The 26,713-nt window shown below is 62.7% G+C and carries 24 protein-coding genes and 1 pseudogene; 10 read left to right on the forward strand and 15 right to left on the reverse strand.

The genetic code is table 11. The annotated features are described in order from the left end of the window. Positions 1 to 21: 21 nt before the first annotated feature. Genes AAE021_RS11220 through AAE021_RS11230 form a run of 3 tightly spaced genes read right to left on the reverse strand, consistent with a single transcriptional unit; the run spans position 22 to position 1,825 of the window. The gene (locus tag AAE021_RS11220; protein WP_342022413.1) at positions 22 to 618 is read right to left on the reverse strand and encodes a DUF3618 domain-containing protein; all 597 of its coding nucleotides are present in this window, start codon (positions 616 to 618) and stop codon (positions 22 to 24) included. After that, positions 615 to 1,034, reverse strand: coding sequence for a phage holin family protein (locus AAE021_RS11225; RefSeq protein WP_342022414.1), 420 nt, complete (start codon positions 1,032 to 1,034; stop codon positions 615 to 617). Before AAE021_RS11225 ends, AAE021_RS11220 begins: the two co-directional genes overlap by 4 nt. Continuing rightward, entirely contained in the window at positions 1,034 to 1,825 is a 792-nt protein-coding gene (locus AAE021_RS11230; RefSeq protein ID WP_342022415.1) for a hypothetical protein, read from the reverse strand. The genes AAE021_RS11225 and AAE021_RS11230 overlap by 1 nt, the downstream gene beginning before the upstream one ends. Before the next feature lie 324 nt (positions 1,826 to 2,149). Between AAE021_RS11230 and AAE021_RS11235 the strand changes: the two genes are divergently transcribed. The 3 genes and pseudogenes from AAE021_RS11235 to AAE021_RS11245 form a co-directional block, all read left to right on the forward strand. Then, positions 2,150 to 2,689, forward strand: a complete 540-nt coding sequence (locus tag AAE021_RS11235; protein ID WP_342022416.1) for a hypothetical protein — start codon at positions 2,150 to 2,152, stop codon at positions 2,687 to 2,689. Between the two features lie 164 nt (positions 2,690 to 2,853). Beyond that, on the forward strand, positions 2,854 to 4,323 hold the full coding sequence (locus tag AAE021_RS11240) for a glutamate--cysteine ligase (protein WP_342022417.1): 1,470 nt from the start codon (positions 2,854 to 2,856) through the stop codon (positions 4,321 to 4,323). Positions 4,324 to 4,506: 183 nt separating this feature from the next. Beyond that, positions 4,507 to 4,899: pseudogene (locus AAE021_RS11245) on the forward strand (Hsp20/alpha crystallin family protein); the annotation flags it as partial. A gap of 307 nt (positions 4,900 to 5,206) precedes the next feature. Here the strand turns inward: AAE021_RS11245 and AAE021_RS11250 are convergent. From AAE021_RS11250 to AAE021_RS11260, 3 genes are all read right to left on the reverse strand, one after another. Beyond that, positions 5,207 to 6,373, reverse strand: coding sequence for an NADP-dependent isocitrate dehydrogenase (locus tag AAE021_RS11250; RefSeq protein WP_342025396.1), 1,167 nt, complete (start codon positions 6,371 to 6,373; stop codon positions 5,207 to 5,209). Positions 6,374 to 6,601: 228 nt separating this feature from the next. Next, positions 6,602 to 8,215 carry a bifunctional phosphoribosylaminoimidazolecarboxamide formyltransferase/IMP cyclohydrolase gene (gene purH / locus AAE021_RS11255; RefSeq protein WP_342022418.1) on the reverse strand — a complete coding sequence of 538 codons (1,614 nt, stop codon included), beginning with the start codon at positions 8,213 to 8,215 and terminating at the stop codon, positions 6,602 to 6,604. Between the two features lie 195 nt (positions 8,216 to 8,410). Beyond that, positions 8,411 to 10,291 carry an HNH endonuclease gene (locus tag AAE021_RS11260; RefSeq protein WP_342022419.1) on the reverse strand — a complete coding sequence of 627 codons (1,881 nt, stop codon included), beginning with the start codon at positions 10,289 to 10,291 and terminating at the stop codon, positions 8,411 to 8,413. Positions 10,292 to 10,608: 317 nt separating this feature from the next. On the opposite strand from AAE021_RS11260, the gene AAE021_RS11265 reads away from it, so the two are divergent. Beyond that, positions 10,609 to 11,961 (forward strand): MFS transporter, encoded by a 1,353-nt coding sequence (locus AAE021_RS11265; protein ID WP_342022420.1) that lies wholly within the window; start codon positions 10,609 to 10,611, stop codon positions 11,959 to 11,961. Positions 11,962 to 11,988: 27 nt separating this feature from the next. On the opposite strand, the gene purN is transcribed toward AAE021_RS11265, so the two are convergent. Next, entirely contained in the window at positions 11,989 to 12,567 is a 579-nt protein-coding gene (gene purN / locus AAE021_RS11270) for a phosphoribosylglycinamide formyltransferase (RefSeq protein WP_342022421.1), read from the reverse strand. Positions 12,568 to 12,606: 39 nt separating this feature from the next. On the opposite strand from purN, the gene AAE021_RS11275 reads away from it, so the two are divergent. Next, positions 12,607 to 13,044: a hypothetical protein gene (locus AAE021_RS11275; protein ID WP_342022422.1), complete on the forward strand. Its 438-nt coding sequence runs from the start codon at positions 12,607 to 12,609 to the stop codon at positions 13,042 to 13,044. Between the two features lie 48 nt (positions 13,045 to 13,092). On the opposite strand, the gene AAE021_RS11280 is transcribed toward AAE021_RS11275, so the two are convergent. Further along, on the reverse strand, positions 13,093 to 14,376 hold the full coding sequence (locus tag AAE021_RS11280; protein WP_342022423.1) for a DUF6350 family protein: 1,284 nt from the start codon (positions 14,374 to 14,376) through the stop codon (positions 13,093 to 13,095). Positions 14,377 to 14,437: 61 nt separating this feature from the next. After that, entirely contained in the window at positions 14,438 to 15,190 is a 753-nt protein-coding gene (locus AAE021_RS11285) for a sulfite exporter TauE/SafE family protein (protein ID WP_342022424.1), read from the reverse strand. A 23-nt stretch (positions 15,191 to 15,213) separates the two neighbouring features. Between AAE021_RS11285 and AAE021_RS11290 the strand changes: the two genes are divergently transcribed. The 3 genes from AAE021_RS11290 to AAE021_RS11300 are packed head-to-tail and all read left to right on the forward strand — an operon-like array spanning position 15,214 to position 17,264. Next, the gene (locus tag AAE021_RS11290) at positions 15,214 to 15,849 is read left to right on the forward strand and encodes a DUF1684 domain-containing protein (protein WP_342022425.1); all 636 of its coding nucleotides are present in this window, start codon (positions 15,214 to 15,216) and stop codon (positions 15,847 to 15,849) included. A 41-nt stretch (positions 15,850 to 15,890) separates the two neighbouring features. Continuing rightward, complete coding sequence (locus AAE021_RS11295; RefSeq protein ID WP_342022426.1) at positions 15,891 to 16,448, forward strand: GNAT family N-acetyltransferase; 558 nt, start codon at positions 15,891 to 15,893, stop codon at positions 16,446 to 16,448. Between the two features lie 12 nt (positions 16,449 to 16,460). Then, complete coding sequence (locus AAE021_RS11300) at positions 16,461 to 17,264, forward strand: MSMEG_6728 family protein (protein WP_342022427.1); 804 nt, start codon at positions 16,461 to 16,463, stop codon at positions 17,262 to 17,264. 172 nt (positions 17,265 to 17,436) lie between these two features. On the opposite strand, the gene AAE021_RS11305 is transcribed toward AAE021_RS11300, so the two are convergent. The 3 genes from AAE021_RS11305 to AAE021_RS11315 form a co-directional block, all read right to left on the reverse strand. After that, complete coding sequence (locus AAE021_RS11305; RefSeq protein WP_342022428.1) at positions 17,437 to 18,156, reverse strand: DUF6318 family protein; 720 nt, start codon at positions 18,154 to 18,156, stop codon at positions 17,437 to 17,439. A gap of 1,183 nt (positions 18,157 to 19,339) precedes the next feature. Next, the gene (locus AAE021_RS11310; RefSeq protein WP_342022429.1) at positions 19,340 to 20,038 is read right to left on the reverse strand and encodes a DUF6318 family protein; all 699 of its coding nucleotides are present in this window, start codon (positions 20,036 to 20,038) and stop codon (positions 19,340 to 19,342) included. 130 nt (positions 20,039 to 20,168) lie between these two features. Continuing rightward, positions 20,169 to 20,816, reverse strand: a complete 648-nt coding sequence (locus AAE021_RS11315; protein WP_342022430.1) for a hypothetical protein — start codon at positions 20,814 to 20,816, stop codon at positions 20,169 to 20,171. Between the two features lie 231 nt (positions 20,817 to 21,047). Here AAE021_RS11315 and AAE021_RS11320 point away from each other — a divergent pair, with 231 nt between their 5' ends. Next, positions 21,048 to 22,616, forward strand: coding sequence for a stealth family protein (locus tag AAE021_RS11320; protein ID WP_425362395.1), 1,569 nt, complete (start codon positions 21,048 to 21,050; stop codon positions 22,614 to 22,616). Here AAE021_RS11320 and AAE021_RS11325 read toward each other — a convergent pair. Beyond that, positions 22,613 to 23,386, reverse strand: a complete 774-nt coding sequence (locus AAE021_RS11325; RefSeq protein ID WP_342022432.1) for a gamma-glutamyl-gamma-aminobutyrate hydrolase family protein — start codon at positions 23,384 to 23,386, stop codon at positions 22,613 to 22,615. The genes AAE021_RS11320 and AAE021_RS11325 overlap by 4 nt on opposite strands. Before the next feature lie 35 nt (positions 23,387 to 23,421). Continuing rightward, positions 23,422 to 25,092, reverse strand: a complete 1,671-nt coding sequence (locus AAE021_RS11330; protein WP_342022433.1) for a catalase — start codon at positions 25,090 to 25,092, stop codon at positions 23,422 to 23,424. A gap of 141 nt (positions 25,093 to 25,233) precedes the next feature. Here AAE021_RS11330 and AAE021_RS11335 point away from each other — a divergent pair, with 141 nt between their 5' ends. Next, positions 25,234 to 25,656 carry a pyridoxamine 5'-phosphate oxidase family protein gene (locus AAE021_RS11335; protein WP_342022434.1) on the forward strand — a complete coding sequence of 141 codons (423 nt, stop codon included), beginning with the start codon at positions 25,234 to 25,236 and terminating at the stop codon, positions 25,654 to 25,656. 4 nt (positions 25,657 to 25,660) lie between these two features. Here AAE021_RS11335 and AAE021_RS11340 read toward each other — a convergent pair whose 3' ends face one another. Then, positions 25,661 to 26,557: a phosphodiesterase gene (locus AAE021_RS11340; protein WP_342022435.1), complete on the reverse strand. Its 897-nt coding sequence runs from the start codon at positions 26,555 to 26,557 to the stop codon at positions 25,661 to 25,663. Positions 26,558 to 26,713 lie beyond the last annotated feature (156 nt).

A 26,713-nucleotide genomic window follows, 5' to 3' on the forward strand; every position in this document is an offset into this window, starting at 1 on the left:
GCGGGCCGGTCTGGGCTGCCCTCAGGCGTTGCGGACGTTGTCCTGGGCGTCGGTGGCTTTGCTCTTCACATCGCCTGCAGCACCCTGGCCCTCCTGCTTGACGTTCTGGGCAGCCTCAGTAGCCGTCGCCTTGACGTTCTCCATGGCTTCCTGTGCTGGCTCCTTGAGGCCCTGCGCCATTTCCTTCGCCGTGTCGGTGACCTGGGTCGTCAGGGGCTCCGCCGCTGTCTTGATGTTGTCCGCCGCCACGCGTTCCTTCTCGCTGGCGGGAATCAGTGAAGCCGCCAAAAGCCCGGCGCCAAAGGCAATGAGCCCGGCGGCAATCGGGTTGCCCTGCGCCTTCGCGGTAAGCTTCTGCGGCGCCTCGCCCACTGCCGAACCGGCGCGCGAAACGCCGTCGGACGCTGAACCGGTGCCGGACTGAACCTTGTCCGTCATGGAATCTGCAGCTCCCATCACTCTGTCCTTGACGCCGGAGACAGCGTCCTTCATCTTGTCGGTCTGCCGCTGAACAATGTGGGATGGGGTGACCTTGTCAGCCACCGCGTCCACATTGCTTCCAAGCCGGCGGCGGGTTTCTTCAATGTCTGCCCGTATCGCATCGGGATTTTCGCTCATCGTGGGTCCTCATTCGGTTTAAGGGTTCCGGGGATTTCCTGCAGGGTCTCGGATGTCTGGGGCATTCCCTTGATCTTCCGCATTTCAGTACGTCCGCGCATCGCGAGCACGGCGGCAATAATTGCCCAGATGACGGCCACGACGAGCCCCGACCAGCCCAAGCCGATCAGGTTCCCGAGAGCCTGCCAGAGCGCGATGGAGAGAAACAGGAGGACAAAGTATCCGCCCACTGCGGCGCCGGCGAACATGCCGGCTCCTTTACTTGCACGGGTGGCTGACTGTTTCAGCTCAACCTTCGCCAGTTCCACTTCCTGACGCATCAAAGTGGACATATCCTGCGTCACCTGCCCGAGCAGATCTCCCAGGGATGTGCTCTCAGCCTTTGTGGGGGGCGGTTCAGGGATTTCTGTGCTCATCAGTGCCGACCACCGCTAAAAGGATCACTGGCGCGCGTCCCCGATGCCGGCAGCTGGTCATCCGATACCGGCGGGCGTCCTGCAGGGTGGGTGGGCTCCGTGGCGAACGGATCATCTGCCACTCCCCCCGTATTGACGGTTCCGGTCCCGGCATACGTGGGCTGGACCGGAGGCTCGGGCGGATAAATCGTTTCCGGCGTTGTCATTGTTCCGCTGCCCGCTGTGTTCCGGGGACCGGGCGTGGACTGGCTTTCGGGCAAGCCGGCGCTGAGCCCCTTGTTGAGCCTCCCGGCCAGGAATCCGGCACCTGCAGCAATGGCAAGGAACGCGACAGGCCGCTGCCGGGCAAAGGACTTGACTTCGTCGACCAGGGAGCCGGGATTCCGGTTGTCGAGCCAGGAGGCAACGGAGGATGAACGTTCGGCTGCCTGCCGGACCAAGTCCGAGGCGACACCGGGCTGATCGGAATTATCAGCCATGGAATGCAGCTCGCCCGCTACGGAGCGAAGACCCTCAGCAACCTTCTGCTGCTGGACACCAGCCTGATTGGTGAGGTCGCTCCGCGCCTGGTCAAAGAGGTCCCTGGCGTTGGCCGTCACTTCTGAGGCAACCCCGGCGGCCTCGGTCTTAGCGGTTTCCGCCACGTGCTGGGCGCTTCCTGCGGCGTCCTGTGCGAGACCGGCAGCCTGTTCCTTAGCTGCACCCGCTTTGGCGGACTTGGCATCGGATGAATTTTCCTGGGCCGGGGTTGCGGCATGACTTCCGTCTCTGGGCCACTCGTTTTCCGTCATCGTCACTCTCTCTCATGAATCGTTGCGGATGGAGAATCAGAATCCTTGCCGATGAAGATCAGCTAGACGAACATACTTGATAATAAGCACACTTAGTACCTGTTAGTAAAGCTGAAGTAAGCACACTTAGGATTTTTTTGTAACCCTTGATCCACCCAGCCGGCAACGGCCCGGCCGGACCCGCCCGGCACCCTTGTGGAGCCCCGGGAGCACGTGATTGGCTGGCGGCCAGACCGCCGCCCCCGGGCGTCGGTTTTTGCTCAATCCAATCCGCAGTTCGATCCGATCCAAGCTGTATCCGATCCAAAGCAAGAGGAGATTCCAGTGGCAGGAAATTTGTTTGCCCGGTCCGTGCACGACCTCACCGCGGCCGCGTGGTTCGGAGGTTCACTGATGGGGGCCATCGGGCTCAACGGCGCGGCGGCCGAGGCCAAAGACCCGGCGGAGCGCACCCGGCTCTCCAGCCTGGGATGGAAGAAATGGGCCCCGGTTCAATCAGCCGCGATCATCTCGCATTTCGTCGCCGGACTGGCGCTCATCGGAGACAACAAAGGCCGAGTGGCGAAGCAGGAAGGGGTGGGGTCGGCAACCATCTACAAAACCTGCGTTACCGTGGTTGGCGCACTGGTGACCCTTTATGCCGGCATCGTCGGGCGCAAAGTGGAAAAGTACTCCGAGGAGGGTGCCGTGGGAGCGACGGAACCGTACCCGGCCGCTTCCAAGGAACTGCAATCAGCGCAGCGCCAGCTGAAGCTGCTGCAGTGGTCAATCCCGCTTTTCTCCGGCGCCGTGATCGTCATGGGTGCCCAGCACGGTGAAATGCAGCGGGCCAGCAACGTCCTCCAGGGCCTGCTGCGGTCCTAGATCCGCCGGTTCCCGGCCGGTTGGACCTCCCGCCTCCCGGCCGGGGCTGCGCACCGGGCCTTCCGGTCACGGCGGGCGTCTTTTTTCGTACCGCGCCCGTCTTTTTCGGGTTTCACCACCCCGCACGCTATACATCCTTCGGCGCCCATGGTTATCTTCAGACGATGGGCGCCGAAGTGAACAGCAAAACGTACAGCCGCGAGCAGCGAACGCGTTACCGTCAGCGGCTGCTGGAGAACCTTGACCGGTTTGCCGGTTATCTTTCCACCGCCACGTTTGCCGATACGTGCAGCATCGGCCTTGAACTTGAGCTGAACCTGACGAATCAGGATTTCGCTCCCGCGCTCAGGAACGCGGCCGTCCTCGAGGAGATCGCGGATCCGGCTTTCCAAACCGAAATCGGCGCCTTCAACATTGAGATGAACCATCCGGCCCTTTCCATCAAGGGCTCGGGCCTGAGGGACCTCGAAGACTCCCTCCGATACCAGCTGAACCGTGCCGACACACGCGCTGCCGACGTGAAAACCGAGATCCTCATGGTGGGAATCCTGCCGACACTTCAGCCCGCCGTGCTTGAGGACAAGGAATGGTTGAGCGCGGGCAAGCGCTACGCCGCGTTGAACACTTCCGTCCTCCAGGCACGCGGCGAAGACGTGCACGTGGATTTGCGGGGCGCTGAACCCTTGTCCTTTTACGCCAAGAACATCGCCCCGGAGGCAGCCTGCACCTCGGTGCAGCTTCACCTTGAGGTGAGCCCGGAGGACTTTGCCCCGGCCTGGAATGCGGCCCAGATCATTGCCGCGCCACAGGTTGCCCTGGCCGCCAACTCCCCCGTCTTCCTGGAACACGTCCTGTGGCATGAAACCCGCATTGAGCTCTTCAAGCAGGCCATTGACACCCGTCCGCCCGAGATGAGGAACCAGGGTGTGCGGCCACGGGTCTGGTTCGGCGAACGGTGGATTACATCAATCTTCGATTTGTTCGAGGAAAACGTCCGCTACTTCCCCGCCCTCCTGCCGGAACTCTCACGCAGCAGCGGAGGATCCACGGCAGCCGGGGCTCCCCTGCTCCCGGAACTGCGCCTGCACAACGGGACGGTGTACCGGTGGAACCGCCCGATCTATGATCCCGGGGATCACACCCCCAACCTGCGTCTGGAGAACCGGATCCTTCCGGCCGGCCCCACAGTGCTGGACGTTGTTGCCAACGCCGCTTTCTTTTACGGACTGGTGCATCATTTGCGCACCGCCGATCGTCCCCTGTGGAGCCGGCTGGCATTCAAGAGCGCCGCGGACAACTTCCTTGCCTGCGCCCGTTCAGGGCTGGAAGCCACCGTGTACTGGCCGGGCATCGGTGAAACCCCTGTCGCCGAGCTGATCATCCGCCACCTGATTCCGCAGGCTGCCGAAGGGCTCCGTGAGCTGGGCGTGGACGACCATCTGATTGGGCGGTATCTGGATGTGGTCCGGGAAAGGGCCCGCACGGAACAAAACGGGGCCTCCTGGCAGATCGCCTATCTGCGGCGGCTTGAGGGCGAGGGGATGGAACGCAGGCCGGCCCTGGCGGAAATGACCCGCAGATACTGGGAAAACATGCACACCAATGCCCCGGTGCACGAGTGGCCGGTTGACTGAACGGCGCGCGAAAAAAATCTTGCTGTTCTGGGCGGTGAAACCGCTATGGGTTCTGGCACTCGTACATGCCGAGTGCTAATCTGAATTCATTCTTGAGCCGATGTGACTCAAGTTATCGACCCTTCAGAAGTTCCGAATATCGATTCGCCTGCCGTGCAGGTGGGCGTTAGGAGTTGATGACAGATGGCCATGAAGTTTGATCCATTCCGCGAGCTCGACCGGATGGCAGGAGCCCTGCTGGATCCGCGGCAGCGGCTGCGGTTGATGCCCATTGACCTCTACCGAGAGGGCGACCACTACATCCTGAATGCCGATCTGCCCGGCATTGATCCGGGTTCCGTCGATGTGGATGTGGACGGGCAACTGCTGACCATCCGGGCAGAACGCACCATCCAGGCCTCTGACAGCGTTACCTGGCTGACCCGGGAACGTGAATCCGGGTCATTCCTGCGCCAGCTGAACCTTGGGCAGGGGATCAACATTGAAGGCATCTCCGCCAAGTACGAGAACGGCGTCCTCAGCGTTCTGATTCCGGTCAGCGAAAGGGCGAAGCCCCGCAAGATCGAGGTGTCGTCCTCCTACAAGGATTCGAACACCATCAGCGGCCAGTCCAGTTCGGAATCGGTGACCTCGTCAGCTTCCAGCGGATCGGGTTCCTCCGGTTCGGGGTCGGGTTCCGGTTCTGACTCCTGGTCATCCGGCTCCGGGTCATCCGGGTCAGGATCCGGTCCCTCCGGATCAGGTTCCTCCGGCGATCAGGGTTCCGGCATCTAAAGACATCGGAAACGCACCGAAGCAGTAACGAACCCCGTACCAAACGACGGCGGCGCCCCACCCGTGAAGGTGAGGCGCCGCCGTCGTCGTGCGCTGAAGCGTCCGGACTTTAGCCCAGACGGGTCTTCAGGTTGGCATCCAGCTCAGCGAGGAATTCCTCGGTGGTCAGGTATGCCTGGTCCGGGCCGACCAGGGCCGCGAGGTCCTTGGTCATCTTGCCGGATTCGACCGTCTTGATGACAACGTCTTCAAGGGTCTGGGCGAAGTTGGTGACCTCGGGGGTGTTGTCCAGCTTGCCGCGGTGCATCAGGCCACGGGTCCACGCGAAGATCGAAGCGATCGGGTTCGTGGAGGTGGGCTTGCCCTGCTGGTGCTGGCGGTAGTGGCGCGTGACCGTACCGTGAGCGGCTTCGGCCTCAACGGTCTGGCCGTCCGGGGTCATCAGCACGGAGGTCATCAGACCCAGCGAGCCGAAGCCCTGTGCCACGGTGTCGGACTGGACGTCGCCGTCGTAGTTCTTGCAGGCCCAAACGTAGCCGCCCTCCCACTTCATGGCGGAGGCAACCATGTCATCGATCAGGCGGTGCTCGTAGGTGAGGCCGGCTGCTTCGAACTGGTCCTTGAACTCGGCGTCGAAGACTTCCTGGAACAGGTCCTTGAACTGGCCGTCGTAGGCCTTCAGGATCGTGTTCTTGGTGGAGAGGTACACCGGGTAGTTCCGCTGCAGGCCGTAGGCGAAGGATGCCCGGGCGAAGTCGCGGATCGAGTCGTTGAAGTTGTACATACCCATGGCCACGCCGCCGTCGTCACCGTACGTGACAACCTGGGTCTTGATTTCTTCCCCGCCGTCCTTGGGGGTGTACGTCAGCGTCAGGGTGCCGGCGCCCGGAACCTTGAAGTTGGTGGCCTTGTACTGGTCGCCGTGTGCGTGGCGGCCAATGATGATCGGCTTGTTCCAGCCCGGGACCAGGCGCGGGATGTTGGAAATGATGATCGGTTCGCGGAAGACGACGCCGCCGAGGATGTTGCGGATGGTCCCGTTCGGGGAAACCCACATCTTCTTCAGGCCGAATTCTTCAACGCGTGCCTCGTCCGGAGTGATGGTGGCGCACTTGACGCCCACGCCGTGTTCCTTGATGGCATTGGCAGCGTCGATGGTGACCTGGTCATCAGTGGCGTCACGGTTCTGGATGGAGAGGTCGTAGTACTTCAGGTCTACGTCCAGGTACGGGTTGATCAGGCGGTCCTTGATGAACTGCCAGATGATGCGGGTCATCTCGTCGCCGTCGAGTTCTACAACAGAACCCACAACCTTGATTTTCTCAGCCACACGATCTCCTTGTGTGTTGGTGGGCACCGGAGCATGACTTGTGGCATGACGGAGCCCGTCTTTTTGGTCTGTATTTGTGTCCAACTATGCCACAGCCCACTCGGGCCGCCCTAAACCCCGGGACCGCAGATTACTCTTGCGGTCCCGGATGTCGAGGGCGGACGGGCGGCGTTCCTAGTGGAAGAAGTGCCGGGCGCCAGTGAAGTACATGGTCACGCCCGCAGCATTTGCCGCTTCGATGACTTCAGCGTCGCGGATGGACCCGCCGGGCTGGACGACGGCGCGGATGCCGGCGTCAAGGAGGATCTGCAGGCCGTCAGCGAACGGGAAGAACGCATCCGATGCAGCGACGGAACCGCGGGCGCGTTCGTCTTCCGGCCCGCCGAGGGTGTTGGCCCGTTCGACGGCGAGGCGACAGGAATCCACCCGGTTGACCTGTCCCATGCCTACGCCAACGGAGGCGCCGTTATGCGCCAACAGGATCGCATTGGATTTGGCGGCGCGTACCGCGGTCCAGGCGAAGGCCAGGTCGGCCAGGGTCGCGTCGTCGGCAGCATCGCCGGACACCAGCGTCCAGTTCTCGGGGCTGTCTCCCTCGGCCTGCATTTTGTCCGTTTTTTGGATCAGCATGCCTCCGGAGACCTGCCGGAACTCGGCCACGTTGCGGCCGTAGCCTTCCGGCAGCGTCAGCAAGCGGATGTTCTTCTTAGCTGCAAGGATTTCCACTGCTTCGGGCTCGAATTCCGGAGCGATGACAACTTCGGTGAAGATGTCCTTGACGGTTGCTGCCATCCCGGCGGTCACTATCCGGTTGGCTGCGATGACGCCGCCGAAAGCGGATACCGGATCGCAGGCGTGGGCCTTGGCATGGGCATCCGCGATGGGGTCGGCCGCGTCCGGGGAAGCAACCGCGACACCGCAGGGATTTGCATGCTTGACGACGGCGACCGCCGGCTCGTCGAAGTCGAACGCTGCGCGCAGTGCGGCGTCGGCATCCACGTAGTTGTTGTAGGACATGGCCTTGCCGTGCAGCTGATCCGCTTGGGCGACGCCGGGCATGGCGCTCTTGTCCACATAGAGGGCAGCGTCCTGGTGCGGGTTTTCGCCGTAACGCAGCACTTCCGAACGTTCCAGCGCCAGACCTGTGTAGGCGGGCCAGCTGGTGCCCTCGGCGGTGCCTCCTCCGAATTGTTCGGCAGTCCAAGCTGCAACTGCTGTGTCATAGGCTGCGGTGGAGGCAAAAGCTTCGGCGGCAAGGCGACGCCGCTGGTTGAGGTCGAAACCGCCTTCCGCGGCGGCTGTCACAACCTCCGCGTACTTGTCCGGGTCCACCACGACGGCGACCGAGGGGTGGTTCTTTGCCGCGGCACGGACCATCGAGGGTCCGCCAATGTCGATCTGCTCGACAACCTCGTCCTGGCTTGCCCCGGACTTCACGGTCTGCACGAACGGGTAGAGGTTCACGACCACCAGGTCGAAAGGCTCTATTTCCATTTCTTCCAGCTGGGTCACATGGTCCTCGCGGCGGCGGTCAGCCAGGATTCCGGCGTGGATCCGCGGGTGCAGTGTCTTGACCCGGCCATCGAGGCATTCCGCGAATCCGGTGACGTCAGCAACCTCAGTGACTTCAACCCCCGCTGCAGCAATCTGCTTGGCGGTGGAACCCGTGGATACGATGCTCACTCCGGCGGCGGCGAGACCCCGCGCGAGTTCCGTCAGTCCCGTCTTGTCATAGACAGAGATCAGGGCCCGGCGGATAGGAACACGGTTCAGCGGCTGTGAGCTCACGCAATTCTCCAAAAGTGGGGGGTGTCGGTGGCTACAGTTTAGGTCACAGCGCCTTGCGGGGCAGAGTGTGAAGCGCGGCTGGATGACGTGCTGCTTTGTGTGTATGGCTTCTCTGTGTGTGGCTTCTTTGTGCGTGTGGCTTCGGGCCATTGGGTCGGGGAGTCTTTCTCTTTTGAGCTGTTAGGTCCCGCGCCGTTAATCATGTCCCGGTGCCGCTCCGTCTGGGAGCCTTGCAGCCGTTGACGGGAGGCATGGCGCAGAGGACCGGTATAAGTGACCGGAGGGGGTTGTTGTTAGCACCGAATGCCGGCCAGAGCCCCCGCCTCGATCAGGTCCAGCGGATGTCCTGGTTGCCCCGGTTACCCGTGATTCCCAGCCGGGTGCTTCCTTGGCCTGGTTGCAGGCTTGGCAGAGTCCCTGAATGTTCTCGGCAGTGGTGGTGCCGCCTGCGTGGACGGGTGTGATGTGGTCGTAGTGCCGGATCGGTGCCCCGCACCACGGTGTGCGGCAAACCTGATCGCGGGCTGCGATGAGCCGGGCCAGACCGTGGGGCACCAGCCGGGCGCGCGAGTCCATGGCCGTGAGTTGCCCACTGGTCGGGGCGATGTAGAGCCGGCGGAGCCATACTTCGATTTGCGGATCCGGACGCGTGGGTGGTGTGCCCCAGCCCGTGCCCGTGCCGGTTTGAGTGTGTCTGCCCGGGCTCCATGGTGGCGGGTTACCGGGTCTGCTACCCGGGCCTCCCCTACTGTCAGGCCTATCGAACCCGTCCAGTCCATCGGGTCCCGGTTCTGGTTTTGGTTCCGTTGGATCTGGTCCCCGGATGAGGTCTCTGGCCCACTGGGCCGGGACGATTCCGTAGCCGGTAAGCACTGCCGGTTCCGCTCCGTCGGGAACAAACGATGTGCTCTGCCCTCCGGTTGCCGGTTCCGCGGAAGCCAGGGGTCCTGGTTTTGTATCGGGTCTAACCTCGGGCGGGGTTCTATCTGCACCGCCGGGGTCGATGCCGGCTTCGGTCCAGGGGCGGCTGTGGCCCGCGCTCCTGCTGCCGCTCCCGGCACCGGCCCCGGTTGTGCAGTCCCCACCCCGGCCGGACCGTGCTTTTTCAGCGCCGGGGCCAGCCCCGGCGCTGGTGGTTGTCGTGTCGGTGGGCAGGATGCCGTGCAGCAGGGTCTGATCCGTCATGATCAGCTGCACCTCGATCCGCACATCCTCAGCCCGGGCCTGCCCGGTGGCCCGTTCCACGAGCGTGTCCGCCATGATCTGGCCCTTAGTGCGTGGATCCCCGGCCCCGCGCAGGCGGTCCGCTTCCCGGGTCAATGCTGCATACACACCCACGCCTTGGGCCACCGGCAGCAGGGCTGTCAGATAGGTCATGGTGTCCGGTGCCGGACGGCAGGACACAAAACGTTCCGACACGGCGTGGGCGGCACGGTTGACCACGGAGTGCGGATCCAGGCCATAGGACAGGGACTTGATCCTGGCGATTAGTTTCCGGTCACCGAGGCCTTCGAGCTCGGCCAGGTTCCCGGCGACCTGCCGGTCCACTTCCTGCCGATCGGCCAGGGACAGGCACGCGGTCTCGCGGACCAGCAGGGTGGCCCGCCACTCACTGATCACTCCCTGGGAGAGTGCGGCGAGGGTGTGGGGCATTTCCGTGGTCAGGATCCTTGCCAGGCCCAGCAGTTTCGCTCCGTGGTGCGGGGATTCCCGGCGGGCCAGAGCCACTTCAGCGGCGACGCCCTTGCCGAGCTGGCCGGAGGCGAGTCCCGCGGCGGCCTGCGCGCGGCGGGTGGAGGCATCAAAAGCCGCAGCGGCCCGGGCCTGGGCGGCGGCAATGGCACCCTTTAAATCCTCCAGGACCCGGATCTCCCGGATCAGCAGGACCCGCTCCAGGGCCTCCAACTCCGCAAGCGTGCCGGCACCCGGGGTGCCCGCCGCCGCCGGCTGCGGCTCCGGTTGCTGTGTTCCAAGCACCCGCCCGCTTTCGCCGCCGTCGCCCGGGGAAGACGACACCCGGCGGACGGCACCCGGGGAGGCAGCCTCGCCGTCGTCGTTTCCCGTGGAGTAGTACATAGCTTCTATTTTAGTGATCCAGGCTCTATTTCCTGCGGGTTTTACATACGGGATACTTACTCGAAAAGCCCTCTCCAGTTACTCGAAGGACCGCTTCATCAGAGGCCTTCCACCCCTGTGAAAATCAGCAGGTGCCTTTCACGCTTAAATCGCGGACCGGAAGGAATCATTAACGTCGATGGCCTCTTCAGACGTCATTTTTGCTGTCCCATGCGGTGCTTTGCTGAATCGTCCGGCCGGCGTTGTACAGTTTCCTCGGACCTGCCAAGAGTGCTGGCCATCCCTACTCTCAAGCCTCACGGAAGGCCACCCCACCCATGACAACCACTGATACCCTGCCCACCGGCGATCAGGTGGTCCAGGACCTGCCTTGGAAGTGGAAGGTTCAGGGGCGAATCTTCATCATTGGCGGCTTGGGATTCATGTTTGATGCCTGGGATGTCACGCTCAACGGCGTCCTGATTCCGCTCCTGTCCAAGCACTGGGCGCTGGAGCCGGCGCAGGCCGCGTGGATCGGTACGGCCAACCTGCTGGGCATGGCCATAGGAGCGTTTGTCTGGGGCTCCATTGCCGATGCCATCGGCCGCAAGAAGGCTTTCACCGCCACGCTCCTTGTTTTTTCCCTCTTTACGATTTTGGGGGCCTTCTCCCCCGACATTGTCTGGTTCTGCATCTTCCGGTTCATGGCCGGGTTCGGCTTGGGCGGCTGCGTGCCGGTGGATTACGCCCTGGTGGGTGAGTTCACGCCGCGTAAACAACGCGGCCGGGTGCTCACAGCGATGGACGGCTGGTGGCCGGTGGGCGCCGCGCTTTGCGGAGCGACGTCGGCACTGATCATGGCCACATTCGCTGACTGGCGGTACACCATGCTGATCATGGTGCTCCCTGCGCTGCTCGTGTTCTGGGTCCGCCGATCCGTCCCGGAATCGCCGCTGTTCCTGGTCCGCAAGGGCCGCACCGCCGAGGCGGAAACTGTCATTAACGACCTGATCAAGCGCACCGGTTCCGACGTAAAACAGTGGCGGCTTCCGGCGCCTGAGGCAGCGGCCAAGTTCTCCATGGGATCTGTTGCCACCCAGCTGTCGGATCTTTGGCGGTACAGCTGGAAAATCACGGTGGCGGCATGGTCGCTCTTCTTCACCATCCTGCTGGTCTACTACTTGGCCCTGACCTGGATGCCGAAAATCCTCGTGGATGCAGGCTTCAAGGAATACGCCGCGTTCCTCACCACCTCGGGGATGGCCGCCGTCGGACTCTTGGGAGTTATCGCTGCCGCGCTGCTGGTGGAGCGGGTCGGACGAAAGTGGATCCTGGCCGTGACTGGGCCGCTGTCCGCCGCCATCCTGGTCATCGTTGCCCTGGTCCTCGATGTCCCCGCCGCTGCCACCGCTTGGCTGCTCGGCTACGGTTTTGTTGTCCAAGTAGCCATTCCGGTGCTGTACGCCTACATATCCGAGCTGTACCCCACGGAGCTTCGCGGGAGCGGGTTCGGATGGGCGTCGACCGTTTCACGGGTCGGCGCAGGGCTGGGCCCGCTGATCTTTGTGTCGGTCATGTGGCCTTACCTCGGGCTGCCGCTGTCCTTCGCCTTGGCCGGTGTGCTGGTGATTCTGGCCGTGGTGTGGATGCTGCGTTTCGCGCCCGAGACAAAGGGTGCCGCACTGGACTAGACGATGAGACGGATCGGGCCAGGGCGGCTAGGAAACCGGAAGCCCCTCGGCGCTGATCCGGCTCAACGTCTCCAGCAGCAGCCGGCGTTCCTGGACCTTGATCCGCTCATGCAGGCTCTCTTCGGTGTCTGTGTCCAGCACATCCACGGCGGCCTGGGCCAGGATGGGGCCGGTGTCCACGCCGGCGTCGGCAATGTGCACGGTGCAGCCGGTGACCCTGACCCCATAAGCCAGCGCGTCGCGAACGCCGTGTGCGCCGGGGAAGGACGGCAGCAGGGCTGGGTGGGTGTTGATGTAGCGGCCTTCAAAGGTGTTGATGAAGTGCTCATCGACAATGCGCATGAAGCCTGACGACAGCACGATGTCAGGACGATACGACGCCACTTTTTCCGTCAATGCCAGATTCCAGTCGGAACGCCGGTCGAAATCGCGGAAATTCACGACGAACGTTTCATAGCCGGCGTCGGCGGCGCGCTGCACCCCAAAGGTGCCGGGACGGTCGGCGCCAACGGCGGCGATTTCGACGTCGAGGGTCCTCTCCGCAACGGCGTCCAAGACGGCCTGAAGGTTGGAACCGGTACCGGACACGAGAACAACAATGCGCATGCGTCAACCTTAGGCTCAGGCGTCCCCTAGGGTTAAACCATGAACAACGACGGCCGTACCCCTGATCAGATTCCTTCGCCGTTGCAGCCGGCACCGCAAAAGACGCCGGCAACAGACGAGCAGAAGCAGGACGCCCGCGGCTATCTGCGGATTTTTGTGGCCCTCGTTGTTGCCGTGTTGCTGACCTCCGGGTTGGCGCTGCCGTGGAAGCTCGTCCCCCTCGCCCTGGCCCTCGCCGCCGTCGTCGTCGGCATCATGACCCTCATCAAAGTGGTGCGCTTCGGCATCGGCCCGGCCCAGATGTTCATCACGGCCCTGGGTTTGGCGGCGTCGGTGGTGATGACGCTCGGCCTGGGTCTTGCCGTTGCCACATGGGACAGCACCGAAAAGCTGGAAAACTGCATGAGCAACGCGCTGACCATGCAGGCCGAGCAGGAGTGCCAGGCGGAGTTCACCAACGGCATCCTGCCGGGCTAAGCCCCCGCTAAGGCCAAGCGCCAGCGAAGGCTAAGCGCGCCGTCGTCCTCAACGTTCCTCGCGTTCAAGCCACGGCCCGACGGCGTAGCCAACGACGACGCCCACTGCCACTTCCGCGGCTATCCAAAGGCCCGTCCACAGCGGATCCGCGCCGACCTCGACAAAGCGGCCCACCCCCGCCGAGCCGCCGGTAATAAGGACCACTCCCGCGGCCAGGATTCCCGACACCAGCCCCACAAAGGCGCCCAGCAGAAGCGTGGACACCGGAGCCGTGAACCATCGGGCCCTGATTTTCAGGGACAGCCATTCATCGAAGTGGTTCTCGCCCTCACGCAGGAACCACCAGCCCGCAAGGATCCCCGCCACCACCGGCAGCATCAGCGCTGCAACTCCGTATTCCATGCCGCCCACCGGCAGGGCTGCCAGCACCGGCACGGCCGGCAGCGGGCCCACAGTGGTTTCGAGCGGGCTGATGATACTGCCCGTCCCGATCGCAAACCCGGCGCCCGAGGTCCAGCCCAGCGCCCAGCCGGCGAAGTTGGGCATCAGACCAAGTTCGACGACGGTCAGCACCACACCGCCGATGATGCCCGCATCCAGGTGCTGGTACACCGAAACGATGTCCGCCCAGCTCATGACCAGCGCTGCAGTGAGCAGCAGGGCTGACAGTCCCAGTGCTGCGGTGATTCCCACAGCACCGGCGCGGATGACGGCCCATACGTAGGATCCGGCCCAGCGTGAATGCTGGCTGGTGCGGGAGATCCAGTCCGTCAGGTCCACACCGATCAGCCGCACCCAGGAACCCGCCTCGCGGCGGGCACCAATAACCAGTCCCAGCCCCGCCGCGATGAGCGGCACCAGGGCGCCCGCCGTGACCGAGATGGTGACGTCGTCGTTGGCTGAAAAATAGGCCGCGGCCCAGCCGAGAAGAGCGTAGGTTCCCAGAGCACCCAGCAGTGCCTGCCACAGCTGATCCGTATAGGAAGCCTTCGCCAGGCGCCGGCCCGCCCGCCAGGACAGGAAAAACGGGATCAGGGTCAGGCCCAGCGGAAACAGGGACAGCACTCCCGTGGTTTCAGCCGCGGCCAGGGTTCCGGCAGGGAACGTCAGGTTCAGCGGCACGCCGTGAATCAGGAGCCAGCCTTGCCCTCCCAACCGTGCCAGCGATGCGAAGTCACGGTCGTTAAAGCCATCGGCAAACCACACGCCGATCAGCGGCAGGAAGATCAGCAGGGCGGAGAGGACTGCAGCTTGGCCGAGTTCGACCACTCCCTGCAGCCACAGGGGCATGGGTAGGACGCCCGGAGATTTCGGGCGGGTAAAGAGTTTCATCTCCCCTATCGTCCCATTCACCGCACGGCGGGTGGTTCAGGAGCGGCCGTGTCGGCGCCGCTTAGGCCGCGAGGTCGAGGATGCCCTTGGCCAGCGCAGCCGCAGCTCCGAAGAACGCAAAGATCACGACGGCGGCGCGCGCCTGGTCATCGCGGATGAACCGCTGCAGCTTCTCCCCGGCGTAGATGCCGCTGATGATCATCAGCGCGATGAGCGCCCAGGCCCATGGTTCGAACGGCGGCATTTGTCCGGGGTCCAGGGACAACTTGGCGGTCAGCGTAACAATGGCGATGGTGACGAAGAACGGCTGGAGGGTGGCGGCAAAGGAGCGCTGGGGCCAGCGTGCCATGAGGGCGTAGGCGCTCACGGAGGGACCGCCCACCCCGGCCACCGCGTTGGTGATTCCCGCGATAAAGCCCGCCACAGCCTTGGGCGGGTTTCCGGTCACGGTCACCGAGGTTCGCTGCATCAGCAGTGAAGCAGTCAGCGCCACCAGGACAACTGCGCCAACTACCACTGCCATCGGCGCCGAGGGCAGATAGACGGCTGCCACTGAGGCTGGAATGCTCCCGCACACCGCCGGAATGGCCAGCCACCTGTACATGCTCCAGTCAATGTCCTTCCAGACCCGGAGCATGATCAACGACGAGGAAACCAAACCGCACACGTTCACCATCAGGACGCCGCCGTGTGAGCCGAGGATGATCACCAGGAACGGGGAAATAAGCAGAGCAAAGCCAAGACCTGCAATCCGCTGAGCAATGGCGCCAATGAAAACAGCTACGAGTACAACGATGAGGAGTCCGATAGTCACCCCGAACACACTACGCTGAAGCCATGGTCTCCCCCGTCACAGTGCTCCAGACAGCGGATTGGCGCCGCCGCGTCTTCGGCCTGTACGCCCAGGTGCGGCTCACCGCACAGGAGGTGTCGCCGTCGTACGCTCATGACTTGTGGCGCGCTGAACGCGACAAGCTCTTCGCCGAACACCCCGCCTCCCCCTTGAAGCCCCATGCCCGGGAGCGCTTCCGTGGCCTGGAGATCGGCGCCTACGATCCCGGTCTGCGCTGCGACGCAATAATCGACGACGACGGCGCTGGCCAGGAAATGAATGTCCAGACCGGAACGGACGGGATGGTGCCGTTTGTCCGTCTCGGCACGGTGGACGCCGACGGCGTGGGCCGCCTCGCCGTGTGGCGGCTGACCTCCTATGGGGGCGGGATTTTCCTGCCCCTGCGCGACGGCCTCTCCGGCACGGACGGGGGCAGCTACGGCGGCGGCCGGTACCTGTTGGACACGATCAAGGGTGCGGATCTCGGTGCGGGCGCTGCCCCTGGAAGCCTGATCCTGGATTTCAATTTTCTGTACAACCCGTCGTGCGCTTATGACGAGGCCTGGGCGTGTCCGCTTCCCGGCCCGGACAACCGGACGGACACGCAGCTGCGGGCTGGCGAAATGTACGCGGAGTACTAGCCCTGGCTGTTCATGGCGGCTGAGTGCCTAAGCTGGGACTCGTGACCGTTTCCGTTTCCGCCGCGCACCCCGGCGACGCAGCTGAGCTGGCCGCGCTGGCGGCCCTGACCTTTCCCTTGGCCTGTCCCCCGGCAGTAAGCCAGGAGGACAGCGCCTCCTTTGTGGCGGCCAATCTTTCGGACGAGTGTTTTCGGGACTATCTGGCCGACCAGTCCAAACGGGTTCTCGTGGTCCGGGAACGCGGCCACATCCGCGGATATGCGCTCCTGGTTCTTGCCCCGCCCGCCGACCCTGAAGTTACTGAAGCACTGCAGCATGTTCCCGGCCCCGCGGCGGAACTGTCCAAGTGTTATGTTCACCCCTCGGCGCACGGCTCCGGACTGGCCGCTGCACTGATGCAGGCGGCGAGGGAAGCAGCCGCAGCGCAGGGGTACCGCGCCCTCTGGCTGGGAGTGAATGACCTGAACGTCCGGGCCCAGGCTTTTTACCGCAAGTCCGGCTTTACGGAGGTTGGCCGGCGCAGCTTCGACGTCGGGCCGCATACCTTCCGCGACTTCATTCTCGCTGCGCCCCTCGCCGCTGCCGGCCCCGGGGAATGACACACTAATTTCGTGCAAACGTTCCTGCCGTATGACAGCTTCAGCCGCAGTGCCGGTGTCCTGGACCAGGCGCGCCTGGGCAAACAGCGGGTGGAGACGCTGCAGGTGCTGCGCGCCCTGGTCGTCCCTGATTACGGCTGGCAGAGCCACCCGGCAATGCGGATGTGGATGGGGTATGTTCCGGCACTGACGGCCTACGGGCTCGCGATGACCCGGGAATGGACCTCCCGCGGACACGCCGACACTGTTTTTGAGCAGATCCTGGAGTTCGCTCCGGAAGCCGCGCATGACGACGTCGCTCTGCCCCCGTGGTTCGGTGACGCGGCTTTTCATGAAAGCCACCGGTCCAACCTGATCATCAAATCTCCCGACATTTATGGGCCGCTCTTTCCGGAAACCCCGGGCGGACTGCCGTACGTGTGGCCGGAGCCGGAGCATCCCGAGCTGCCCGCGGAACCCGAGGGCGATGCGCTGTGGGTTGCCCGCCCCGCCCCGGGCACATCCGACCAGCCAACGATTGTGCTGCCCATGCTGTCAGCGAAAGGAACTCCGATTTCCGGCAAGAAAGGCCGGCAACTGGTGAGGTTCCTGGAGGACATGGACGACGGCGACGACGTGGTCCTGCTCGGTGCCGACAGATCGGTGCTGCTTACCGGGAACGTGGGGCCGGTGCGGCTGACGAACGACACCGCTATCCGCACGGTGACCGTTACCGGGCAAGTTCCCCGCTCCGATTTTGATCACCCTGCACGGCTGCAGGATCCGCGGACGCTTTTCCGGGTGCCGCGGCCCGGTGCAGATGAGAGGCCTCAATAATTTGCGCGAAGGAGTATTCGGATCCATATTTCTTCCTCCGCAACCGAAACGATGGCTTGATCTCTATTATCCGAAGTTTGAGCAATTCTGCCTGGAGCTCGCGGATTTTCAGTTAAATAGGAAAAAACTCATCCCCGCAAAAATTATTTGTTACGGCATGCTCGGTAACCCCTCATTTGATGCTCTCAACCAACATGGCACGCCACGAACTACCATCATGCGAAGCTTCAATTATCTGCACAATCGGTGCATATATACCTTCTACTATTCCGTAATCAACGCCATTTGGCCCAAAATATTCTAGGTCCTCTTGAGTAATCTGAATCAATACTTGATAATAGCCATCAGGTGTCAGAATAAAATCTGAATGTACACTCCGCGCCCTCACGCTGGATCCTGCCATCCAGTCTTGATCATCGTACCCGGATTGCAGTGAAGAATAGTAGTTTTCACAAATGGAACAACTTGGCCCAGTTATCTTTTTAAGCGGCTCGGGATCTCCGGTCTCATACCCATAGTTAACCAGTGAATACCAATACTCAGCGAAAGCCTCGAGACCTTCCTTGGACTCCTGCTTCGCCAGCTCCGGCATGACCGGCAGGGGAACATTCTCGGCAGGACCCTCAGCAGTAGCCGGCTTATAGGCTGCAGCAGTCGATGGGGGCGTCGGGGTTGAGGAATCAGAAGCGGACTCGGTCGCATCGCCTGCCGCACTCGCACTGCTGGTGGGCGCTGCACTGCGGGAAGTACCCTCAGCCGCATCAGCATGGGGATCATCGTTGGAACCAGTGCACCCGCCCAGGACTAGGACGGCAGCAAGTCCGAGCACACCCATCCGAGCGGCAGATCTGATCATGGGAAAGCCTGCAGGACTCAAGCCGGTACGGAACATGTGAAGACTCCCCCAGGGAAAATGGTGCGGGACTATGAGTGACGCCAATAGTACGCAGGCTGCGCCACAGCATACGGAGTTATCCACAGCACACCGGAGAAACCCGAAAACATCCGCAGAGTGCTCATGGGCGACACCACAGCCACTGGGACTCAGTGAAGGTGAAGAAATCAAGACAGAAGGAAAACCGTTCCCTGCTGGCACTTCGTTCGGGCGGAACATATGGAGAGCCCAGAGGGCGTATCGCGCTCAAGCCAGCAATCTTGAAAGCGGGGGGTAGGCCTCAACATCCGAATCCGGCAGGATTTACGAGACAGTCATCGGCCACGTTTCGAGACTCCGATTTCCACACGCTAATAGTCTGCGCCGCGGAGGGGACAGTAGCACGGCCATCGATCGGCACCATGGGACCACCGTTAATGGAGTACTCACCGGAAAAGTAAATAACAACTCGTGCCTGATAGTCACCTGTTTCTCGGTATACATGGCTGGTGGGGGTTTCTTCGCCCCATCGCCCTTCAGGCAACGGAGCTCCCGCAAGCGGCATAGGACCATATACCACTCCGTCTCCGTAATCCCACTCATACTCAGTAGGGCGGGCAACTATTCGAATGTTTTGTTCAAGCATCTGGAAATCAAAAATCTGTTCCCCAGCCGCGACATAGAAGTTCGTGTGAGCGCCTACAAGGGTGTATGGACTGGGCTGGAACGTCAACACTGACGGGGCAATGGGCCGTGATTGAAACTCAGTGAGTATAGATTCTCTTATTTGGTCTCCGATATCGCGGGGTTTTTCCGAGTAGATGCATGATGGCCCAGGATGCAGAGGAGCCCATGCGTTGCCGTCTCCCTTTAAGCGGGTAAACCAATAAACTAATCTACCCCCAGCAGCGGCCTTGCACGCGTTTCGATTCTCATATAAGCATTGAATACTTCCGGCATCTTCATCGAAACACTTCAATTCAAACTTATACTCCATAGGGTCATCTGGGATTCCTGTTTCGACCGATGCCCATTCTCCGGAACCAGGTATGGGATAGTACGCGCCAACAGAGACATCACCATTGCCGATACCTCCTGACCCTCCGCCATCTGCGTATAGTGCAGGGGCGCTTACCGCCGGAGATAGGAGAGTAAAACATGCGACAATCATCACTACTCTCGGCCGGAGTTTCATGCTTCCCTACTTAATCGCAACAACATTGTCCGCTAACCAATGCCCGTCAACATATGATGCTTCAATCAGATGCACGGTTGTCGGAGGGAGGCCATCGTTCACTTCATAGACATGACCGTTTGGGCCCCGATACTCATAGGAATCCTGTCGAATTTGTGCAAGGACCTGAAATAGGTTCTTGCTCGTCAGTACATATTTCGAATCAGTATTCAATACTTCAAGCTCTCCGCCGCTTATCCAATCATCATTTTTATAACCGGGGCCGACGATATCGAAAACACTTTTACAAACAATACAATCTGGGCCACTGATGTCCTCAAATGGTTGCAGGTTCCCCGTTTCGAAACCGTAATTGATTGTGGCATACCAGTATTCGGCGAAAGCCTCCAAGCCCTCTTTGGATTCCTGCTTCGCCAGTTCGGGGATGACCAGCAGGGGGACGTTCTCGGCAGGACCCTCAGCAGTAGCTGGTTTGTACGCAGCAGTCGGAGTGGACGTCGGGGTTGCTGAAGCGGACTTGCTCGCATCGTCGCCAGGGCCAGCACTGCCGCTGGGAGATGCACTCTTGGAACTGCCTTCAGCAGCCTCGGCTCCAGAATCATCGTTGGCACCCGAACACCCGCCCAGAACCAGGACGGCAGCCAGCCCCAGGGCACCAAGCCGGGCAACAGAAAAGTCGGCAGGACGAAAACCGGTACGGAACATTTCGAGAACCCCCAGGACGAAATGGTGCGGGACTGTGAGTGACGCCAATAGTACGCAAGCTGGGCCACAGCATACGGAGTTATCCACAGCACACCAGAGGAACCGGAAAACTCAGTCCGCTAGGGGCGGTTCAGCGGGTGTCCCGCAGCGAAACCAGCATCCGCTTCACATCCCGGAATTCAGCCGAGTCCGCATACGCCGCAGCACCCTCGAGATAGGACTGTCCCGGCGCCGATTCGTCCGACGGGTACTCCCCTGCAAAACGGCCGCCGCTGGACTCGGTGAAAGTGAAAAAATCAAAAAGACCGCATTGTCCGCGGTCACCGGTTTCGCTGATGACGGCGTAGGTAGCCACCGGTTCACCGCGCTCCGGGGAAGACGGAGAAATGGAACGGTAGACAAACCGCTGCTCCGTGCCCTGCTGAGAGTGCAATTCAGGCATGGGTTCAGTGTCATATTCCGTGTATTGGAGCGCTTCATCCGGATCCGAGCAAATGAGGTCGGCAATGAGGCCGGTGTCCAGGCGCGCAACCATGTCTCCCTCGCCGTCGTTCACCTTCACCGAGATTCCGCCGGCGGGGTCATTGGCGAGGGCAGGCTCCTCTTCCACCTTCCAGTCCGCCCGATGCTCGAACATCAGGGACCCGTCCGGAGTGGTGTAGGAAACCCAGGCTGCAGGAGCGCTGGCTGTTTCGCCGGTGTCCGGTGGACCGGCACAGGATGACATACTGAGCACAAGCAGCGTCGCCGCCGCCAGCGTGGTGTTACGGTATCTCACATCAGCTCCCGGAGATGTCCGCGCTAGCACTCAATGCTACTCAGCTGCGGCACCCGCGCCCAGAGCATCCGGTCGATCCGGGAAGCGTCCGGCATATCCGGTCCGTAACCGCGACGACCTGCACCAACATTGTGCAGAGCCGCACGAGCCGCGCCCCAAAGCCGCGGCCATGCAGCCCGCACCAGCAACTTATTGGAGGTTCCGATTACAGATATAGCCGCAGAACACGATGTGTATTTCGGTACCCCCGAGCCCGTGCATGAGAGCGAAGACCTTCAGACAGCTTCATTGGCCGTCATCGAGCGGGTGGAACACCGGCCCGACGTCGTCAAGGTCAAGGGACGCCTGACCCTGATGGACACCGGCCTGACCCCGAACCAGGCCATGGTCGAAGACCTGCTGTTTGTCCGCAAAGTCCTGGACGACGCCGGCATCACGTACCTCCTCGTCCGCGGCAACGACCAGCGCCCGGTCATCGCCATTGACCTGGCGCACCGCGAGGAATTGCGCCGCGCCATGGTTGAGGCCTGCCGCGAGGAGCCTTTTTACTCGCGCAGCGTGGACACCAAGAAAACGCGCACTGTGCTGATTGCGGACGGCGAACTCGCGCCCGCCAACACATCCCGCATTATCCGCGTCTTCCGGCCACGCGCCGTCAGCGGCACAAACCTGGTCTTCGGCCCCTCCGCTGGGGTGCAGCTGGAACTCTGGGACCTCGCCGGTCCCGAAATCACGCTGCCGGTGGAGAATTCCCTGACCCGGCGCACCCTGCCGGCCAACGAGGTGGTCCGCGGAACCGTGGAAAGGCACGGACTGACCTGGCCCACCATCGAGAACATGTTCGCGGATCACGCCACCGACATCGACTTCGACGTCGACCTCGTCTTTTCCTGGGTGGACGGCAGCTCCGCTGAATACCAGGCTGCCCGCGCTGAGCGGATGAAGGGCGCCGTCGTCGGCGAAGGTGATGACAACGAAGCCCGCTTCCGCCACATCAACGAGCTCAAGTACGCCCTGCGTTCGGTGTATATGTTTGCTCCCTGGATCCGCCGCATCTTCATCGCCACCGATTCGGACCGTCCGGCTTGGCTGGCCGATCACCCGTCGGTGACCTTTGTCCCCGCGGAGGAGCACTTTAGGGACCCGTCGGTGCTGCCCACGCACAACTCGCAGGCCGTCGAAGCGCAGCTGCAGCACATCCCCGGACTGGCTGAGCACTTCCTGTACTCCAACGACGACATGTTCTTCGGCCGCCCGGTGGGTCCGGACCTGTTCTTCTCCCCCGGCGGCATCACCAAGTTCATCGAGGCCAGCACCCGGATCGGTCTCGGAGCCAACGATCCGGAACGCAGCGGATTCGAAAATGCCGCGCGGGTAAACCGGCGCCTGCTGTGGGAGCGCTTTGGCCGCATCACCACGCGGCACCTGGAGCACACGGCTGCGCCGCTGCGAAGGAGCGTGCTTCTGGAGATGGAGAACGAGTTCCCGAAGGAATTCGCCGCCACCGCCGCGAGCAGGTTCCGCGCCAAGGACAACATCTCGGTGACCAACTCGCTCTACCACTACTACGCGCTGCTCACAGGGCGTGCCGTGACCCAGGAAACCGCAAAGGTAAAGTACGTGGACACCACGTCCTATGCCGGCCTGAAGACCCTGGACAAGCTGCTGGCCAAACGCAACATGGACCTGTTCTGCCTCAATGACGGCAGCTTCCCCGAGGTCCCGTCGGATGAACGGGCTGAGCGCGTCACCAACTTCCTTGAGAAGTTCTTCCCCATCAAGGCTCCCTGGGAGAACTAGGCGCCGGCTGGATTCCTTTCCGGCTGCCGTGCGGCGGCCAGAAAGGAATCCAGCAGCGCACGGAACTGCCCGGGTTCGGTCCCCGGCGCCTCCGGGTGCCATTGCACCCCAAGCAACCATCCCGGCTGCCCGTCCAGCCTTTCCACGGCTTCGATGACCCCGTCGGCCGCGGCGGCGCTGATCCGCAGTCCCCTGCCCAGCTTCCGCACCGCTTGGTGGTGGCCGGACTGAACCGGCAGCGTCGGGCCGGCCCTGCGGCCGAGCGCGTCCGCCAGAAGGGTTCCGGGACTGACGACGACGGCGTGCGCCGCCATCCCGGTCCCGGCCGGAGCGGGATGCGCGGCCAGCAGCCGGTGAACCGACCCGGCGCCAAGGTCTTCGTGCAGGCTGCCGCCGAAGGCCACATTGATCAGCTGCATGCCGCGGCAAATGCCAAGCACCGGAATCCCACGGCCGGCCGCGTCTTGGATCACCGCCAGCTCGGCGGCATCGGCCTCCGGGCAGATGTTGTCCAACGTGGGCTCGCGGGAGTTGCCGCCGTACCGGCGGGGATCGATGTCGCCGCCGCCGAGCACCAGGACACCTGCATACCCGGCGGCATCGATCGGCCCGGCAGCGCTGTCCACCGGCACCGGCGTTCCGCCGGCGTCGAGGACTGCGGCCAGCGCTGACTCGGCCAGCAGCTGCAGCTTGGCTGAGAAGCCGGCGCTGTGGGAGGCCGCGGACCGCGCCCAGATGAGCGCGATCCGCGGCGAGGATCCGTCGGGCATGGGGGCCTGCCGCCGTCGTCGTTCGCGATGCGGAACTACCGGGTGACCACCACGTGCTCATCGGGCACACAGTGCGTCATGGTCAGGCCCTCGACATCGCGCGGTCCGTTGGCACCCAGATTCTTCATCCAGGCCTTTTCCGCCTCGGACAGGGTCTGGGTTGCCAGCGGGCCCAGGTCCCGGACCTCCTCCAGTCCGATGCCCAGGCCCTCGCCGACGCGCGAGCCGAGTTCGTCGTCGCACATGTAGAAGTGCCACAGCATCCGCTCCTGGACCGGACGGACCGCTTCACCAATGTTGGCCACAAAATTGGACACCAGGTCGTCCTTCTCCCACTGCTCCATCAGCTGGTAGCGCTGCCCGGCCTGGATGTAGTCATTGGTGCGCGGAATCCGTGCCCGGGTCAGTCTGCCCGTGAGGTCCGGCCCCTGCTCCTCGTGCGCCGGCTTGGGCGCCTCGGGGATGCCTCCGGTAATGGAGGGTTCATAGTTCACGTGCGGATTCTGCCCCGGCGCCAGATCGGTGAAGTAGGACATTTGACCGCCGCGCTGGTTAGTGGCCGCCGGAGCGTGCTTGGGCGAGTTCACCGGCAGCTGAAGGTAGTTCGGGCCAACCCGGTAGCGCTGGGTGTCGGAGTAGCTGAAGGTGCGGCCCACCAGCATCTTGTCGTCCGAGAAGTCCAGCCCGTCCACCAGGACACCGGTGCCGAAGGAAATCTGCTCGGCCTCGTTGTGGTGGTCAGTGATGTTCCGGTTCAGGGTCATGGTGCCGACGTACTTGGGTTCAAAGTCCTGTTCCGGCCAGGTTTTGGTGTCATCGAGCGGATCCCAGTCCAGCTCCGGATGGTCGTGGTCATCCATCATCTGCACGTAGAGATCCCACTTGGGATAGTCACCGGATTCGATGGCCTCGTACAGGTCCTTTGAGGCGTGCCCCAGGTCGTTGGCCTGGATGTTGGCGGCGTCTTCCTCGGTCATGGACTTCACGCCCTGCTGCGGCAGCCAATGATACTTCACCAGCTTGGTGTCACCCTGCTCGTTGACCCACTTGTAGGTGTTTACGCCGAAGCCCTGCATGTGGCGGTAATCCGCGGGGATGCCGCGCGGGCTGAACAGGTTCACCAGCATGTGCATGGATTCGGGAGTCTGCGACATGAAGTCGAAGATCCGGGCCGGCTCCTGCCGGAAGGTAATGGGGTCCGGTTTCAGCGAGTGGATGACGTCGGGGAACTTGATGGCGTCCCGGATGAAGAAGACGCCCAGGTTGTTGCCCACCAAATCCCAGTTGCCGTCCTCGGTGTAAAACTTCACCGCGAAGCCCCGCGGATCACGGGCGGTCTCGGACGAATCCCGGCCGCCAATCACGGTGGAGAACCGGATGGCGACATCGGTTTTCTTGCCCGGCTCGGCGAGCAGGCGTGCCCGGGTATAACGGGCAATCGGCTCGTCGCCCCACTTTCCTGAAGCCTCAAATTCACCGTAGGCAACAAAACCGCGGGCATGAACCACACGCTCGGGGATGCGTTCGCGGTCGAAGTGGCTGATTTTCTCCAGGAAGGGGTAGTTCTCCAAGGTGGCCGGACCCCGCGGTCCCACGGTGCGGCTGTTCTGGTTGTCATAGACCGGGTGGCCCTGGCGGGTGGTCAGATGCTGCTGGACGTCCTGCTGTTCGCCGTCGGCGGGGTGCTGATTCTCTGGCTCTGTCATCACGTTCTCTCCGGGTCGGTGTCTGGCTGATCGAGGTGAAGATGTCCCTCTCAACTCTTTATGAGACGTACATCACCCGTCAACCGCTGTCTGGCCCGGACTGCAGTGGCGGCCAGCGGTCCCGCTTGGCACACTGGGGCCATGACTACTGAAGAGCGCCCGCCCGTTGTGGAACTCACCGCAGAGCAGAGCTGGAAATACCTGGAGAAGACCTACCACGGCCGTTTGGCGGTCAGCGTGGCCAATCGGCCCAGCATTTATCCGCTGAACTACTACGCGCACGACGGCGTCATTCTCTTCCGCACCAGCCCCGGCACCAAGCTGGCGGAGTTGACGGTGAACGACCACGTGGCCTTCGAGGCGGACGGCGTTCACAGTGACCAGGCCTGGTCCGTGGTGGTCAAAGGCGTTACGCGCCGGCTCGAACACCAAAGCGAGATTGACGCTGCGGACGAGCTTCCGCTTCGACCGTGGGTGCGGACGCTGAAGTACCGGTACGTGGAGATCCAGCCGGAAAGCATTACCGGGCGGTTCTTCAACCTGGGACCGGAACCGGAGCGGTAAGTCCCTAGGCGGAGGCCAGCTGCTGAGCGTCGAGAATTCGGATTCCCGCTGCTTTCAACCGCCGGCTTGTCTCCGCCTCGTCCACCCGCTCCCCGACCGTCCGGTCCTCGTCCAGCGGGACCACCGAATGCACCACTGAATCCTCGTAGATGTGCACCATGTTGTACGCCTGCCCCGCGTCCTGTCCGCGCGTTCCCGGTACGGTCAGGTCCTGGGTGTAACAGGTTGCCGACGCCACGGAGACGGGGATCCCGGCGAAGGTTGCGAAGGTGGAGTAATGCAGGTGCCCGGCAATGATGGACCGGACGTCCGTTCCCTCCAGCGCTGACGCCAGGTCACGCTGCTGGCGCAGCTCCACCAGGACAGCCAGGTCCTGGACGCTCGGGACCGGGGGATGGTGCATGGCCAGGATGGTGCCTTCCGGGGCCGGGGTCCTGAGGACCCCGCTCAGCCAGTTCAGCTGGGCGCCGCTCAGCTCCCCGTGATGGTAGCCGGGGACGGTGGTGTCCAGCGTGATGATCCGCAGGCCGTTGACCTGATAGACACGGTCCACCGGCGCCATATCCGGGGCTTCGTCCAGCAGGGAGGACTTGAAGTTCTCGCGGTTGTCGTGGTTGCCCATGGCCCAGATAACCTGAGCTCCCATGCGTTCCGCGGCAGGCAGGACAATGTCGCGGAGTTTGGCGTATGCCTGCGGTTCGCCTTTGTCGGCCAGATCGCCGGTGAATACGATGGCCTCGGGCTTCTGCCCGGAGCCTTCAAGCCGGCCGAACAGGTCGCCCAGTTTTTCCTGGCTGTCCACGGCTCCGTACAGCGGGTTGTCGCCGCCTACCAGGTGTGTGTCGCTGAGATGAAGAATGAAATGACGCGGCCGGGGATGCTCGGCCGGGAGGAAATCCATGAGGACCTTCTAGTGTCGACGACAGCTGCTAGTTCCTTCTCCTCCACTAAAGCAGAGTTTTGAGGAGAGGGTTAACTAAAACCGGCGTGTTCTCCTCCGGACCCTTCAAGCGGCCGTGCGGGCCGACGCCAGGGGCACCGGCCGCAGCCGGTGGAT

It is taken from the genome of Arthrobacter citreus (assembly GCF_038405225.1).
Taxonomy (GTDB): Bacteria; Actinomycetota; Actinomycetes; order Actinomycetales; family Micrococcaceae; genus Arthrobacter_B; species Arthrobacter_B citreus_A.

What these genes read in the sequence shown, in the direction of transcription:
- AAE021_RS11335 (WP_342022434.1), top strand. Translation starts at nt 25,234, where the DNA reads ATGACTACTGAAGAGCGCCCGCCCGTTGTGGAACTCACCGCAGAGCAG.
- purN (WP_342022421.1), bottom strand. Translation starts at nt 12,567, where the DNA reads ATGCGCATTGTTGTTCTCGTGTCCGGTACCGGTTCCAACCTTCAGGCC.
- AAE021_RS11225 (WP_342022414.1), bottom strand. Translation starts at nt 1,034, where the DNA reads ATGAGCACAGAAATCCCTGAACCGCCCCCCACAAAGGCTGAGAGCACA.
- AAE021_RS11260 (WP_342022419.1), bottom strand. Translation starts at nt 10,291, where the DNA reads ATGTACTACTCCACGGGAAACGACGACGGCGAGGCTGCCTCCCCGGGT.
- AAE021_RS11240 (WP_342022417.1), top strand. Translation starts at nt 2,854, where the DNA reads ATGGGCGCCGAAGTGAACAGCAAAACGTACAGCCGCGAGCAGCGAACG.
- AAE021_RS11280 (WP_342022423.1), bottom strand. Translation starts at nt 14,376, where the DNA reads ATGAAACTCTTTACCCGCCCGAAATCTCCGGGCGTCCTACCCATGCCC.
- AAE021_RS11310 (WP_342022429.1), bottom strand. Translation starts at nt 20,038, where the DNA reads ATGTTCCGTACCGGTTTTCGTCCTGCCGACTTTTCTGTTGCCCGGCTT.
- AAE021_RS11340 (WP_342022435.1), bottom strand. Translation starts at nt 26,557, where the DNA reads ATGGATTTCCTCCCGGCCGAGCATCCCCGGCCGCGTCATTTCATTCTT.
- AAE021_RS11275 (WP_342022422.1), top strand. Translation starts at nt 12,607, where the DNA reads ATGAACAACGACGGCCGTACCCCTGATCAGATTCCTTCGCCGTTGCAG.
- AAE021_RS11305 (WP_342022428.1), bottom strand. Translation starts at nt 18,156, where the DNA reads ATGTTCCGTACCGGCTTGAGTCCTGCAGGCTTTCCCATGATCAGATCT.
- AAE021_RS11325 (WP_342022432.1), bottom strand. Translation starts at nt 23,386, where the DNA reads ATGCCCGACGGATCCTCGCCGCGGATCGCGCTCATCTGGGCGCGGTCC.
- AAE021_RS11250 (WP_342025396.1), bottom strand. Translation starts at nt 6,373, where the DNA reads ATGACCCGCATCATCTGGCAGTTCATCAAGGACCGCCTGATCAACCCG.
- AAE021_RS11230 (WP_342022415.1), bottom strand. Translation starts at nt 1,825, where the DNA reads ATGACGGAAAACGAGTGGCCCAGAGACGGAAGTCATGCCGCAACCCCG.
- AAE021_RS11290 (WP_342022425.1), top strand. Translation starts at nt 15,214, where the DNA reads ATGGTCTCCCCCGTCACAGTGCTCCAGACAGCGGATTGGCGCCGCCGC.
- AAE021_RS11220 (WP_342022413.1), bottom strand. Translation starts at nt 618, where the DNA reads ATGAGCGAAAATCCCGATGCGATACGGGCAGACATTGAAGAAACCCGC.
- AAE021_RS11330 (WP_342022433.1), bottom strand. Translation starts at nt 25,092, where the DNA reads ATGACAGAGCCAGAGAATCAGCACCCCGCCGACGGCGAACAGCAGGAC.
- AAE021_RS11265 (WP_342022420.1), top strand. Translation starts at nt 10,609, where the DNA reads ATGACAACCACTGATACCCTGCCCACCGGCGATCAGGTGGTCCAGGAC.